The sequence below is a fragment of the Rossellomorea sp. DA94 genome, from assembly GCF_029834455.1.
Lineage (GTDB): Bacteria > Bacillota > Bacilli > Bacillales > Bacillaceae_B > Rossellomorea > Rossellomorea vietnamensis.
In genome coordinates this window covers 3,564,963-3,578,512 of the sequence record NZ_CP122397.1, presented here as the reverse complement: position 1 = coordinate 3,578,512, position 13,550 = coordinate 3,564,963, and the positions used below count along the sequence as shown (strand labels likewise).

15 protein-coding genes, 2 riboswitches and 1 other annotated feature (1 of these 18 only partly in view) are annotated in these 13,550 nt (G+C 44.1%); of the genes, 13 read left to right on the top strand and 2 right to left on the bottom strand.

Annotated features, from left to right (window positions below):
- Positions 1-37: 37 nt before the first annotated feature.
- The 3 genes from P8596_RS18655 to P8596_RS18645 are packed head-to-tail and all read left to right on the top strand — an operon-like array spanning position 38 to position 2,059.
- Entirely contained in the window at positions 38-589 is a 552-nt protein-coding gene (locus tag P8596_RS18655) for a dihydrofolate reductase family protein (RefSeq protein ID WP_279724679.1), read from the top strand.
- A 29-nt stretch (positions 590-618) separates the two neighbouring features.
- A complete protein-coding gene (locus P8596_RS18650; protein WP_279724677.1) occupies positions 619-966 on the top strand; it encodes a VOC family protein in 348 nt (115 codons plus the stop codon).
- 16 nt (positions 967-982) lie between these two features.
- Positions 983-2,059, top strand: coding sequence for a DUF3626 domain-containing protein (locus tag P8596_RS18645; RefSeq protein ID WP_279724676.1), 1,077 nt, complete (start codon positions 983-985; stop codon positions 2,057-2,059).
- A gap of 296 nt (positions 2,060-2,355) precedes the next feature.
- Positions 2,356-2,495: riboswitch (cyclic di-AMP (ydaO/yuaA leader) on the bottom strand.
- 51 nt (positions 2,496-2,546) lie between these two features.
- Here the strand turns inward: P8596_RS18645 and P8596_RS18640 are convergent.
- Positions 2,547-2,915, bottom strand: coding sequence for a Na-translocating system protein MpsC family protein (locus P8596_RS18640; RefSeq protein ID WP_279724674.1), 369 nt, complete (start codon positions 2,913-2,915; stop codon positions 2,547-2,549).
- A gap of 241 nt (positions 2,916-3,156) precedes the next feature.
- A riboswitch (cyclic di-AMP (ydaO/yuaA leader) is annotated at positions 3,157-3,298 on the top strand.
- A 417-nt stretch (positions 3,299-3,715) separates the two neighbouring features.
- On the opposite strand from P8596_RS18640, the gene P8596_RS18635 reads away from it, so the two are divergent.
- The 9 genes from P8596_RS18635 to P8596_RS18600 all read left to right on the top strand — a co-directional run bounded on the left by P8596_RS18635 (position 3,716) and on the right by P8596_RS18600 (position 12,486).
- A complete protein-coding gene (locus P8596_RS18635) occupies positions 3,716-4,120 on the top strand; it encodes a hypothetical protein (protein WP_279724673.1) in 405 nt (134 codons plus the stop codon).
- 122 nt (positions 4,121-4,242) lie between these two features.
- Positions 4,243-4,320 carry a potassium-transporting ATPase subunit F gene (locus P8596_RS23925; RefSeq protein WP_427600606.1) on the top strand — a complete coding sequence of 26 codons (78 nt, stop codon included), beginning with the start codon at positions 4,243-4,245 and terminating at the stop codon, positions 4,318-4,320.
- A 30-nt stretch (positions 4,321-4,350) separates the two neighbouring features.
- Complete coding sequence (gene kdpA, locus P8596_RS18630) at positions 4,351-6,012, top strand: potassium-transporting ATPase subunit KdpA (protein WP_481900344.1); 1,662 nt, start codon at positions 4,351-4,353, stop codon at positions 6,010-6,012.
- A 129-nt stretch (positions 6,013-6,141) separates the two neighbouring features.
- On the top strand, positions 6,142-8,157 hold the full coding sequence (gene kdpB, locus P8596_RS18625) for a potassium-transporting ATPase subunit KdpB (RefSeq protein ID WP_279727028.1): 2,016 nt from the start codon (positions 6,142-6,144) through the stop codon (positions 8,155-8,157).
- 24 nt (positions 8,158-8,181) lie between these two features.
- Positions 8,182-8,757, top strand: a complete 576-nt coding sequence (kdpC, locus tag P8596_RS18620) for a potassium-transporting ATPase subunit KdpC (protein WP_254652137.1) — start codon at positions 8,182-8,184, stop codon at positions 8,755-8,757.
- Positions 8,758-8,829: 72 nt separating this feature from the next.
- Entirely contained in the window at positions 8,830-9,981 is a 1,152-nt protein-coding gene (kdpDN, locus tag P8596_RS18615; protein WP_279724670.1) for a KdpD-like non-kinase potassium sensor, read from the top strand.
- Between the two features lie 12 nt (positions 9,982-9,993).
- Positions 9,994-10,410, top strand: a complete 417-nt coding sequence (locus tag P8596_RS18610; RefSeq protein ID WP_254652135.1) for a CBS domain-containing protein — start codon at positions 9,994-9,996, stop codon at positions 10,408-10,410.
- Between the two features lie 95 nt (positions 10,411-10,505).
- Complete coding sequence (locus tag P8596_RS18605) at positions 10,506-11,162, top strand: potassium channel family protein (RefSeq protein ID WP_254652134.1); 657 nt, start codon at positions 10,506-10,508, stop codon at positions 11,160-11,162.
- 1 nt (position 11,163) lies between these two features.
- A complete protein-coding gene (locus tag P8596_RS18600; protein WP_279724669.1) occupies positions 11,164-12,486 on the top strand; it encodes a TrkH family potassium uptake protein in 1,323 nt (440 codons plus the stop codon).
- 223 nt (positions 12,487-12,709) lie between these two features.
- Here P8596_RS18600 and P8596_RS18595 read toward each other — a convergent pair whose 3' ends face one another.
- Positions 12,710-12,862 carry a hypothetical protein gene (locus P8596_RS18595; protein ID WP_254652132.1) on the bottom strand — a complete coding sequence of 51 codons (153 nt, stop codon included), beginning with the start codon at positions 12,860-12,862 and terminating at the stop codon, positions 12,710-12,712.
- Between the two features lie 317 nt (positions 12,863-13,179).
- On the opposite strand from P8596_RS18595, the gene P8596_RS18590 reads away from it, so the two are divergent.
- Positions 13,180-13,269: a putative holin-like toxin gene (locus P8596_RS18590; RefSeq protein ID WP_219927342.1), complete on the top strand. Its 90-nt coding sequence runs from the start codon at positions 13,180-13,182 to the stop codon at positions 13,267-13,269.
- 272 nt (positions 13,270-13,541) lie between these two features.
- Positions 13,542-13,550, top strand: a binding site (T-box leader) (it continues 248 nt past the right edge of the window).

Below are 13,550 nucleotides of genomic sequence, written 5' to 3'. Positions count from 1 at the left end.
GTTCTAAATAAACGATACATGACGGGAGGAAAGGAATATGGGGGAATTGATTTATCACGTGGCCGTTTCCCTGGACCATTTTATCGCAGATCAGGCACTGATAGACGGGGATATCGAACGCTCTCTCTTTCTATTTGATGGCGATCATGTACCGGATTTCATGGAAGACATAAAGGATTATGATGCGGTACTGATGGGCAGGAAAACCTATGAGTTCGGATTCCTGTTGGGGGCAAAGCCGGGTGAACCCGGTTACAAGGGAATCAAGCATTACATCTTTTCAAAGTCTCTTCAATTCGACTCTAACGATGAAGTAGAACTCATAAAGGAAGACGCCGTCCCATTTATTCAAACATTAAAGCGGCAAGAAAAGGGCAGGATCTGGCTCTGCGGAGGCGGGGAGTTGGCTGGGACGCTGCTTAAACACCAGCTCTTAGACCGATTGGTTCTAAAGGTTAACCCAATCCTGGTCGGGAAGGGCACTCCATTATTCGGAAGCGAAGAGCCTGGAGTCAACCTGAAGCTGCTGGACGTAAAGCCATATGAAAGCGGCGTCATCAAATCGGAATATACGTTTATGTATTCATAAATGGAAAGAAGAAAGGGAGAGAACCTATCATGATCAAAGGCTTTGGAGGAATCTTCTGGAGAACCAAACATCTGGATGAAGTAAAGAGATGGTACAGTGAAGTGTTGAAGATTGAAATGGGAGATTGGAACGGAACCATGATTAGACCCGATCAGGAGAGTGAAACCATCTTTTCTTTTTTTACAGAAGAAGACCCGTATTTCCCCACAGAACAGCAGGTCATGCTGAATTTTCAGGTGCATGATCTGAAAGAAACGATCCAGCATCTGAATCAGATCGGAGTACCCCTTGCAAAGGAAAAAGAAGTGAGTGAATTCGGCCAGTTTATTTGGATTAAAGATCCTGAAGGCAGATTGATCGAGCTTTGGGAGAAATGAGGAGAGTCGAGTCACAATGGAGTTAACTTCTGCACAGCGTCAGGCAATCGATTATTTTACGGCCTATGCCCGTAAGCATAAAGCGGATGGGATGGCTACTATTCAACATATTCTGAACATGTCCAATATTTCAGGTGAGGTGTTTGAACAGGCAGTTCATCAAATAAAAACGTACGCACAGATCGGTTTGCACTTCCATCCGGATCGGCCGACTTCCACTAGGAAGAACGTTGCCCAGTCTCTGCTCGAACAAGGGGAATATAAGAGTCAGTTTGAAACATTCATATCGAATGGGAAGGTCTCTCCTCATTCAGGTGGTGACCGGGATAGGTGGGAGGAGAGTATGTTTGGGGGCGCTTACCACTCGGAAGGTGCGTTGATGAGCGAACGGCCAAAGTACGGGGCATTGAATCTGATGCTGCATCCGGATGGTCCTTCTCCACGGTTTGGGTCATGCTATTTTTTGCTGAGCCCTAACGTATCATCCCGTTCAACCTTTACATATTTGGACTCCCATCAAAACCCATTTGCGAAGGGGGCGTATCAAGAATTTAATATGATTATGGCTGCTCTTTTGGAAGAAATATTTTCAAGAGATTTTGCACTTGGAGAGAAGGATTTGACTCCGACGAAGTTCATTCATCATGTACTGAATCATCTTGAACATGGCAGTGTCGGACACGAGGCCAATCGAAACCTGAACCATTACATAGAATCACAGATTCATGGTCCCATTTCGCTGAAAGAAGATGTGGAAATGTTGGTTGCCGATCCATCCTTTAAGGATACATCGGTCGGTGAAACCCTAGAGCAGATGTGCTCAAGGTATTCCATCGATCTTAATTGGCACAGGGGTTTTGTCCTTCATGTGGATGAGGTTCCTGCTGACTTTAGAGGACCATCCATGCCCTCATTGGCCAAGCGGATCGCTTTAAAAAATGTAATTGATGCATACACCATCGGGCTTGCGGTGATGGACTTGAGACAGAATCCAGATGCATGGAGTGATAGGGGAACATACGAAGAGGTACTACAGGAATTGAAGCTATTGTGGCATGTCCTTGTAAAGTACGGAAGGCCAAAGGAGAAGTAAGAGGTGATTTTGAGGTGAAAAAAACATCCGTGGCTGCGGTGGCAATAAGCATGATATTGATCTGTGTGCTATCCAATGAATACTCCTTTTACCAAGCCAAGCAGTCTTGTATCAAACATAATAAAACTCCGATCACAGAGAAGTCTTTTCTCTCTTTTCATTGGAGTGTATCTTGTAAATAAAACAGAGCCAGAATCGCAGTATACCATAATCGTTAGTAAATGCCCTGAATCATTGGGTCCTTCACACAAAGATTCAGGGCTTGCAATTGGTAGATTGATAAAAGCTTGTTAATCTCCTCTCTTCTACAACGCTTACGAAGTTAGCTGACGGGTTCGGAAGGTATAAGTCTCCCGGTCACATGACTTCACCCCATGAATAGTCTCATCTATTCCTTTGGTTTCTCCGCTCCTGTCGGATTCAGCGAATTAGTTCAGATGTGATGAATACAATCATCGTTAGTAAATGGATAATTATACAATTTCGGTTAGTTTTCCAACTGCTTTTCCAGGTTCTTATCAAGCACGAACACTTCCATGCGCTCTCCCGTTTTTGTACTGATGTCGCTGTGGCTCGAGAGTACTTTGCATCCGGTATGCTGTTCAACAATTTCTTCAATGTTTTGACTGTACATTTCCCGCAGTACCTGTCTCATCTGCTTCACGAGCACCCTGCCTTTATCGTGCTCGACAAGGTGTTTTTCTTCTACCGTTAACACACCCTTGAATCGTGCGATGACCATGTCCTCCAGGATGTACGTCCGTGTTTCCTGTGGACCGCGGCCGATCAGTTCCCTTTGCATTTTTATAAATGCTTCACTCAATTCAGCCTCTAATCGGCGTTTAGTCGTTTTCATATTTTCTTCCCCCTAATGACTAACGTAACAATTCATGGACTATATTACTCAGGTGTGTTAAAAGTTGTCAATCTATAATTTTCAGTTAGATAGACTAAGAGAAAAAGTACGATTCAATTAAGAATTTTAAGAAAACGATGGTTTTTGTTAGAAAAACAATCCAATTTAGCAGGATTCGGCACTTTTTATCCGTTTACAAATTTCATAAGCCGGGAGTAATATAGTCCTTGTAAAGCACAACTCAATATTTCGGCCTAGTCTCGGAAACGAGAACGGAGGACCCAATCAAGTGGGGTTAATTCTACAAGTGTAGAAGGGATGAGATTAAACTCTTTCGCCATCCTACCCGTCAGCTAACTTCGTCGGCTAAAGCGAAGGAGGTCATAAAGACCACCTTTTTCAGGGGGCTTTTTTTGTTGTTTCATAATGGCAAAAGGGGCAGCCTGATAATCAAGTAGGTCTTTTTATAATGCCTATTTTCGAAAAAGTGAACATGGAAGACAGAATGCATAGAAGGCTTAAAGGAGCCTGCTAGGCGTTAAGTAGACCAATGTGTACTTTTTCTCCAGATGAACAAGAGATGATAGAAAATCGCATCTATACAGGGTGCTGATTGTTCTTTGCTTTTGTCAATTGTCTGGGGGAGAAGTGTACGTTGGTCTATTTTTGTTTCTGAAGACGGATTTTCCTCCTGATGAGGGGATCTGTTGGAAGAAACAGCCCATGTTTTTTCGAGGGCATGACTTTCTGCAGTTTGAAATGGTAGAGGTGTGATGATACAGAACGAAAGGAGGATTTATGTGTGTACACAGGAACGGCAAAAGGACACAACTCTTGTTTGTATTCCCTCTTATGAAGTGCTGCAGGAAATAGAGGGATGCTTAAATTTATCCCATGATTGCTTTTTTGTTTCCCCGATTCCACAAGTGGTTGAGATTCTGAAGGGGCGGGGGTTCCACCGTGTCATGGGTTTGGGGGTGAATGAAGAATTTCTTGATCACCGCTGTCACATCCATAAGGTCATCGTATTTGAGAATCACTTTTTCGATACGCTTCCGATGATGAGGATTATTCAAAACAGTACGTCCGCCCCCATCATTGTCGTCACGATGACTCCCGGCTATCCGGTACGTCTGTACCAGTCCAACGGTGCAAGATATGTCGTGTTCACAAAAAGCAGGAATGTTTCATGTTTCTTTAACTAATGTTAGGAGGTTTTACACATGTTGGATATTATAATGATCGCTTTATTCATCGTTCTTCCGGCGCTTATGTCGAGACTTACCAATTGGTCTTCCACTGTTGTCGATCAGGGAGGTAAGGACTCATGATGCTGTTACTTGGGATTACGGCCATGATTACACTGTATTTATTTTATGTATTGTTTCATCCAGAAAAATTCTAATTAGTGGAGGTATCACAGGTGATTACGACCATTCTATCGATCATCATTACATTAGCGGCAATGATTCTGATTGCAAAGCCGGCAGGGGTCTATTTGGCAAAGGCGTTCGATTATAATCAAACGCCTTTAGATAAAGTTTTTGGACCATTCGAACATCTACTTTTCAAAGTCAGTGGAATAAAAAAAATGAACCAGACGTGGAAGCAATACGCATTGGCCCTTGTCTTCACGAATGGTTTCATGATTTTCCTTGTGTATCTTGTATTCCGGCTCCAGGGGGTCCTGCCCCTGAACCCGAGTGGCAATCCGGGGATGAATCCCACTCTTGCCTTTAATACAGCAATCAGCTTTATGACCAATACGAATCTCCAACATTACAGCGGTGAATCAGGTCTTTCCTATCTCGGACAAATGATCGGTATTCTGTTCATGATGTTCGCGGCACCGGGAACGGCCATGGCAGTAGCCATCGCCTTTGTCCGGGGACTCTCAGGTGCTGAAATCGGTAACTTCTTTGTGGATTTATTCAGGTCCATTACCCGCGTCCTATTGCCGATCGCCTTTATTGCAGGCTTTATTTTCATAGCGCTCGGGGTTCCGCAGACGCTTGAGCCATCGGTTACCGTGAATACGGTTGAGGGTGGTACCCAGGAGATTGCCCGTGGCCCTGTCGGAACATTCCTGTCCATTAAAGAACTTGGGAATAACGGGGGAGGATTCTTTGGTGTCAACTCGGCCCATCCATTTGAGAATCCGAACGCCATCAGTAATTTCATTCAGATTCTGCTAATGTTCCTGCTGCCATCCGCACTGCCTTTTACGTATGGAAGGATGGTCGGGAATCCGAAGCAAGGTCGTGTCCTGTTTGTATCAATGGTGTTGGTCTTCATTGTATTCCTTTCTACGGCCCTGTTCTATGAAACGCAAGGAAACCCGGCCCTTAATGCCACAGGGATCCAGACCGATCAGGGAAGTATGGAAGGGAAGGAAGTACGGTTCGGTACGGGTCAATCGATTCTTTATGCCATGGTCACGACGGCGACAGAAACAGGTGCGGTCAATACGATGCATGATACGTTAACCCCGATCGGCGGGATGCTGGCACTGACGAATATGCTGCTTAACACCGTTTTCGGAGGGGTTGGCGCAGGCTTCATCAATGTGCTCATGTACGCCATGATCGCTGTGTTCCTTTCAGGGTTGATGGTTGGACGCACGCCAGAATTTCTGGGCAAAAAAATCGAAGGCAGGGAAATGAAGCTGATTGCCATTACGATGCTTATGCATCCCCTGTTGATATTGGGGGCATCTGCTCTTGCGCTTTATACTCCGCTTGGGGTCGAAGTCATTTCAAACAGTGGATTTCATGGGATATCCCAGGTCGTTTATGAATATACGTCATCCGCTGCCAACAATGGATCGGGATTTGAAGGACTTGGGGACGCCACTCCATTTTGGAACATCTCGACAGGAATCGTGATGTATGTAGGAAGATTCTTCGGTCTGGTGACGATGCTCGCTGTTGCAGGATCCCTTGCCTCCAAGAAGGTGGTTCCCGAGACGATCGGAACGTTCCGAACGGATACGTCCTTATTCGGTGTGATCCTGATTGGAACATTCTTTGTCGTCGGGGCGTTAACGTTCTTTCCGACACTCGTATTGGGACCGGTAGCAGAATATCTGACATTGTAGATGGGAGTGGAAGAAGTGGCAAATCCATTAGTGAAAGAGACAAATAAGGTCGCTGAATTTAGAGGGAAAGAACGAAACCGTCTTTCCCCCGAACGGCCCAATCCAAAAGAACAGAAGGATGGAAATGACATGAAGAATAAAGGAATGGTCAAGCAGGCCTTGAAAGATTCTTTCATTAAGCTTGATCCAAGAATCATGATAAAAAATCCGATCATGTTTGTAGTGGAGATTGGATTCATCATTACCTTGATATTGTGTATTGCACCTGATGCATTTGGCAAAAGTGAAGTAGCCTCCTGGTTCAATGTGACAGTCAGCCTGATTCTCTTATTCACCGTGCTTTTTGCCAATTTCGCCGAAGCATTGGCAGAAGGCCGCGGGAAAGCGCAGGCCGATTCATTGAAAAAGTCCAAACAGGAGATGTCCGCCAATCTGCTTCTGGGAAATGGAAAAACGGAAAAAGTGGCTTCTACCTCTCTCAAGAAAGGGGACGTGGTCGTCGTCTCACAAGGTGAGATGATTCCAGGTGACGGTGAAGTGATTGAAGGTCTTGCCTCGGTAGACGAATCCGCGATCACTGGTGAATCCGCTCCTGTCATCAAGGAAGCCGGTGGTGATTTCAATTCTGTCACTGGAGGAACGAGAGTCGTCAGTGATCAGATTAAAGTCCGGATTACCAGCAACCCTGGTGAATCATTCCTGGACCGCATGATTTCATTGGTGGAAGGGGCAGAGCGTCAGAAGACCCCGAACGAAATTGCCTTGAATACGGTATTAACAAGCTTAACGCTTATTTTCATGATTGTGGTCGTCACTCTTCCGTTCTTTACGAACTATCTGGGATTCTCCATTGAAATCCCCGTATTGATTTCACTCCTGGTCTGTTTGATCCCGACGACCATCGGTGGATTGTTATCAGCCATCGGGATTGCGGGGATGGACCGTGTGACTCAATATAATGTACTCGCCATGTCTGGAAAGGCAGTGGAAGCGGCAGGGGATATCAACACGATCATTCTGGATAAGACCGGTACCATTACATTCGGTAACCGTATGGCGAGTGATTTCATCGACGTGGGGGAAGCATCGAAAGACGAGCTTTTCTACTGGACAGGGATCAGTTCGTTACAGGATGAAACACCTGAAGGACGTTCCGTCATTGAACTGTTGAAAGAGAAGGGAATGGAGCTTGATGCTTCCCTGGCAGCTGGGGGACAATTCATAGATTTTAAAGCTGAGACAAGAATGAGCGGGGTGGATTTGAAAGATGGCCGACAGGTGCGCAAAGGGGCTGTCGATTCAGTCAAGACGTGGGTGAAAGCTAAAGGCGGCACAATCCCCGCAGATCTTGACGAAGAAGCGAAAGAAATCGCGAAAGAAGGCGGAACCCCATTGGCTGTAGCAGTGGAAGGACAGATCTTTGGATTGATTTACCTGAAAGATACGGTTAAACCGGGAATGAAGGAACGATTTGAAAAGCTCCGGCAAATGGGGATCAAAACGATCATGGCTACAGGGGACAACCCGCTTACAGCTGCCACGATTGCACGTGAAGCAGGGGTGGATGAATTCATAGCGGAATGTAAACCGGAAGACAAAATCGAAGTGATCAAATATGAACAGGCCCAAGGGAAATTGGTGGCGATGACAGGTGATGGGACGAATGATGCGCCTGCACTCGCCCAGGCAGACGTGGGGCTTGCCATGAACAGCGGGACGACAGCGGCAAAAGAAGCGGCGAATATGGTGGATTTAGACTCGAATCCGACAAAGATCATTGAAGTGGTTTCAATAGGAAAGCAATTACTCATGACCAGGGGAGCGCTAACCACATTCAGTATTGCCAACGACATTGCGAAATACTTTGCGATCATTCCTGCCATGTTCATGCTTGCGATTCCGGAGATGACAGCCTTGAATATCATGGGTCTGTCTACACCCATATCGGCCATCCTGTCGGCACTCATCTTTAATGCCGTGATCATTCCTTTATTGATTCCGCTTGCCATGAAGGGAGTCGCATACAAACCGATGAGTTCCAACTCATTATTGAGACGCAACTTAACGATTTATGGTCTTGGCGGTGTATTGGTGCCATTCATAGGAATTAAATTGATTGATATGGCGATTTCATTATTCGTATAAAGAGGATAGAAAGGGAGATGTAAAATGAAAAACAGTCAATTTGCCGGACCGATTATCCGGTCCAGCTTCACCATCATGGTGCTTGCAGGTTTAGTGTATCCACTAGCGTCAACCGGAATCGCACAGGCAATCATGCCGGACAAGGCGGATGGAAGCTTGGTTTATAATGAAGAAAATGAAGTGGTGGGCTCGAAATTGATCGGGCAGAGCGTGAGTGATCCCACCCTATTTCATGGAAGGGTATCCGCCATTGAATATGATGCTTCTGGTTCGGGATCGAATAACTATGCCCCGTCCAATGAGGATATGATCAACCGTACAGAGGAATCATTGGAAGTGTGGAAAAAAGCCAACCCGGATACACCGATCAGTGAGGTTCCGGTCGATCTTGTGACAGACTCAGGTTCAGGTCTTGATCCACATATCTCCGTTCAGGCTGCCATGGCGCAGGTGAACAGAATTTCAGAGCTCACCGGCGTATCCAAAGAGAAGTTGGAGAAATTGATAGAAGACAATACCCAAGGGAAGGAATGGGGGATTTTCGGAGAAGAACGAGTCAATGTCCTTTTGCTTAATCTGGATTTACAGAAGTTATTATAAGTGAAACAGAACCCTGACCAACTCGTTGGTCGGGGTATCAAGTTGATGTGTGCTGCTCGGAGGTGAACAAGAGTGGAAAAAAATCACCCATATTTCAGGAGAAAGACCCCTGAAGAAATTCTCCATGACATCACAGAATCAGCAAGGGGCAAACTGAAATTATATGTCGGCGCTGCTCCGGGAGTGGGAAAATCATATAAGATGCTCCAGGACGCTGCAGACTTAAAAAAAGAAGGAAAAGATGTGGTCATCGGATTAATTGAAACACACGGACGGGCTGAAACGGAAGCTCAACTGAAAGATCTTGAGCAGGTACCATTAATGGTCATGGAGTACAAAGGGAAGAAATTCTATGAACTGAATGTAGAAGGAATCATCAAAAGACAACCGGATCTCGTCATTATCGACGAACTTGCCCATACGAATATTTCCGGTTCCGTTCATACGAAGAGATATGAAGATGTAATGTTGATCCTTGATGCCGGGATTGATGTCCTGTCAGCCGTCAACATCCAGCACCTGGAAAGTGTCAATGATATCGTCCAACAGATTACAGGAGTGAAAGTAAGGGAAAGGGTACCGGATACGTTTGTACAAAAAGCACATGAAATCCAATTGATTGATGTGACTCCTGAAGCGTTAAGAAAGCGACTGAAGGAAGGAAAAATTTATGCTCCCGTGAAAATCCAACAAAGTCTGACCCATTTTTTTACCACGGCCAATTTATCAGCACTCCGTGAACTGGCTTTAAGGGAGGTTGCCAATGATGTGGACGAAAGAATTGAACAAATAAGCGGTGATCTTAAGAATGGTCCAATCGGGGTTAATGAGAAAATCCTGGTATGCATCCATTACGGTCCCACATCAGAAAAGCTCATCAGAAGGGGCTGGAGAATGGCACACCGGCTGAAGGCAGAATTGTATATTTTTAACATTGTAGCGAATAAAGTTTCACATGCCCATCAGGTTAACGAACCAAAGATGAAAGAGTGGAAGGGGCTTGCCGAACAGTTTAATGCGACTTTATTGTTTGAAGAACAAGGAAAGAGAAAACCTGCTTCTGTCATCATCGAAGTCGCCCAAAAATATAATGTGACTCAAATCCTGCTGGGGCAGTCAGCAAGAACCAGGTGGGAGGAAATATGGAAAGGTTCGATTGTCAATATGATCATGAGGGAGACGACCAATATTGATATACACATCGTGGCAGATGGAAGATCATAAGGAGGAAAGAACTTGAACATCGCGTTTTTCTTAGTCCCCAAGCGGGACGTAGCTTATATTAAGTACGAATCGACGATGAGGCAGGCGCTGGAAAAGATGGAATATCACCGGTACACGTCTGTACCATTGGTCGATAAAAATGGAGTGTATGCTGGTACTCTTACAGAAGGGGACCTGCTCTGGAAAATAAAAAACACACCGGGACTGACATTCCAAAATACAAGCAATGTGATGGTCGCTGACATCCCATTGAACAGACAGAATAAACCGATTCACATCGATGCGGAAATGGAAGATATCATTTCTAAGTCTTTGGAACAGAATTTTGTCCCGGTTGTCGACGATCAAGATCATTTCATAGGAATCATCAGAAGAAGGGAAATCATTGCTTATTGTTTCGGAGAGATGATAAATGGGGAATCGATGTAAAGAACACTTTTTTTCTAACGAACCGAATTCAGCTAGTAACATATTCGTCTATTTGGGCAAAATACCTGTGAATCCGTACAACAGGGGGGAAGAGTATGAAGAAGCAATTTGCTGTTATCGGTTTAGGCCGCTTTGGAGGGAATTTGGTGATGGAACTGTCTGAATTGGGGGTGGAAGTCCTCGCAATCGATCGTAGTGAAGAAGTGATTGAAAGATTCTCCTCCATCGCCACTCATGCCGTCCAGGCAAATGCGATGGAAGAATCCGTTCTAAGGCAGCTGGGATTAAGGAATTTTGATCACGTCATTGTTTCTTTCGGGGAGAACATTGAGGCAAGCATCCTTACAACACTCCAGTTAAAAGAGCTGGGTGTCAAAGAAGTGTGGGTTAAGGCATCGAATGTGTACCATCAAAAGGTATTGGATAAGATTGGTGCTGACAAGGTCATTCACCCCGAAAGAGATATGGCTAAAAGAATCGCCCATCATGTAACATCGGAAAAAATCATCGATTATATCGAACTTTCAAACGAACATAGCATCATAGAGGTCGTGGCAACAAAGAAAGTAGCAGGGAAAACATTGGTTGACTTGGATATTCGGGCAAGGTATGGATGCAATATCATAGCCATTCAACGAAATGGAGAAATTCTGGTTTCACCTCCTGCAGATGAATTGGTCCAGGACAGGGATATGCTGATCGTGATTGGTCATAAACGAGACTTACACCGGTTTGAGAAAGAAGGGGTGTAAGATGATAAGAAGAAGGGTAAACGTCACGCCTCCACAGTTACTTGTTTTAGTATTTTTATTCTTTATCATCCTGGGAACATTACTATTAAAGCTTCCATTTGCCTCTACCATTTCTCTCTCATGGCTGGATGCCCTTTTTACAGCCACATCTGCGATGACTGTAACAGGATTAATCGTCGTTGATACAGGGACTGCCTATACTTTATTCGGCGAAGTGGTCATAATGTGCCTCATCCAGATCGGTGGACTAGGTATCATGTCATTTGCTGTATTAATCTATCTAATGCTGGGAAAGAAAATCGGCTTCAAAGAACGTCTCTTGATTCAACAAGCACTTAATCAAACCTCGGTGGGTGGAGTCATTCGACTTGTTAAGCACTTATTTTTCTTTTCTTTCATAGTGGAAGGGATTGCACTTGCATTACTCGCAGCAAAATGGATCCCTGAATATGGATGGGGGAAAGGCCTCTATTATTCATTATTTCATTCTATTTCTGCCTTCAATAACGCCGGCTTCTCGATATGGCCAGACAGCTTAATGAGATACGTGGGTAGTCCTATCGTAAATCTTGTTATTACAGGTCTATTTATTATTGGTGGAATTGGATTTACGGTTCTGACAGACCTTTGGTATTCAAAAACCATCCGTACATTTTTCCTTCATACGAAATTAATGCTCATAGGCACCCTGATTCTAAACATAGCAGCCATGTTGGCTGTGTTTGTATTGGAATACAGTAATCCAAAAACAATCGGTGGTATGCCGTTGGAGGATAAACTGCTGGGTTCTTATTTCCAGGCGGTAACCCCAAGGACCGCCGGATTCAATACATTGGATATAGGAAGTATGGAACCTTCGACCATCCTCCTTATTATATTCCTGATGTTCATCGGAGCAGGCAGTGCCTCAACAGGTGGAGGGATTAAGCTGACGACTTTCATCGTCATTCTTCTGTCGGTTGTTTCGTTCTTAAATGATCGAAGTGAAATCAGAGTCTTCCGCAGAACGATAGATCGAGCATTCATCTTTAAGGCATTGGCCATCTCGATGATTAGTATATTATTAGTATTTACCGGGATATTTATCTTGACCATCAGCGAGCATGGTTCACCCATCCTCCAAATCATATTTGAAGTGGTATCAGCTTTTGGGACGGTTGGGCTTTCCATGGGATTGACAGGTTCATTGTCATGGATAGGTAAAATAGTCATTATATTCATCATGTTTACAGGGAAGCTTGGTCCATTGACATTGGCCTTCTCTTTGGCGAAGACGACCAAGGATAAAATCCGTTATCCAAAAGAGGATATTCTTACTGGGTAAGTTTAACTATTGTGGGAAAAACACAGAGTGAAGGGGTCTTGACCAGTAGGCATCAAAAGACACAACTAGAGAGAGAAGCTAGTTGTGTCTTTTGATCTGGCAGATAAGATGAACATGAAGCGAGAAGCGGTGGTATACAAACGATTCCGCTTCTATTAAAGATAGTCACTGAGATGGGCGATCTTACCGCATTACTTCAATACTAAAAATCAATTGTCCCTCTTTACTTTGCTTTAATCAACCTAATATCTTCCGCCTTCGCCAACACACATTTCTTATCTTCAGAACCCAATTCCACATATTCAGAATCATAAATCCAGAATATGGTGTACAACTCATCTTCGTATTCTACAGTATCGCCTAAATTATATTTCATTGTCTCTCCTTGAGGAAGATCGATCCATTCTCAGTGACAGGTGTATATTGTACCATTACTTTAGAACTAATTTTGTTCCTTGGGTCTTGGTATTAGGCATTTTAGGTGAGACTACTCCATGGAATCACCTGTGAACGTCGTTATTCACATTGAAATATTCTTTTAAGAATGTGTACGCTTACCTAACCAAATTTTTAGATTGGTCCATTCGAAAGGGAGCAAACGGACGTTCGTCTGTGATATAATGGAAGGACACAACATAATACGAAAGATGGGGTAGCGGCTCACACTCCCAAGTGAAGGGAGGTGATACGCTAATGATTGCTGTAGGAGATGTATTGCAAATTATGATTGCCTTTGGAACATTGATTGTAGCAATTGTCGCGGTTACACAAAAAAAGAAGTAACCATCGTCCCCACCGCTCATGAGGATCATTGATGATTACTTCTGTTTCGATTGACTCTGAGTGAGCCGCTGCACTTTCCATGCAGTTTATGTTGTGGAGGAGTCCTGATTGCCGTCAGGGCTCCTTTTTTAGTGTACTTAACTACTTTTATTATATACATAATGTGATTCGTTAGTAAAGAATAGTGAATAAATGAATCATTTTCCGCCAAGAATAAAATAAAGTATTGACAAAATTAACCTGTTTCGTATAGATTAATTGTAACATAACACTTACATTCT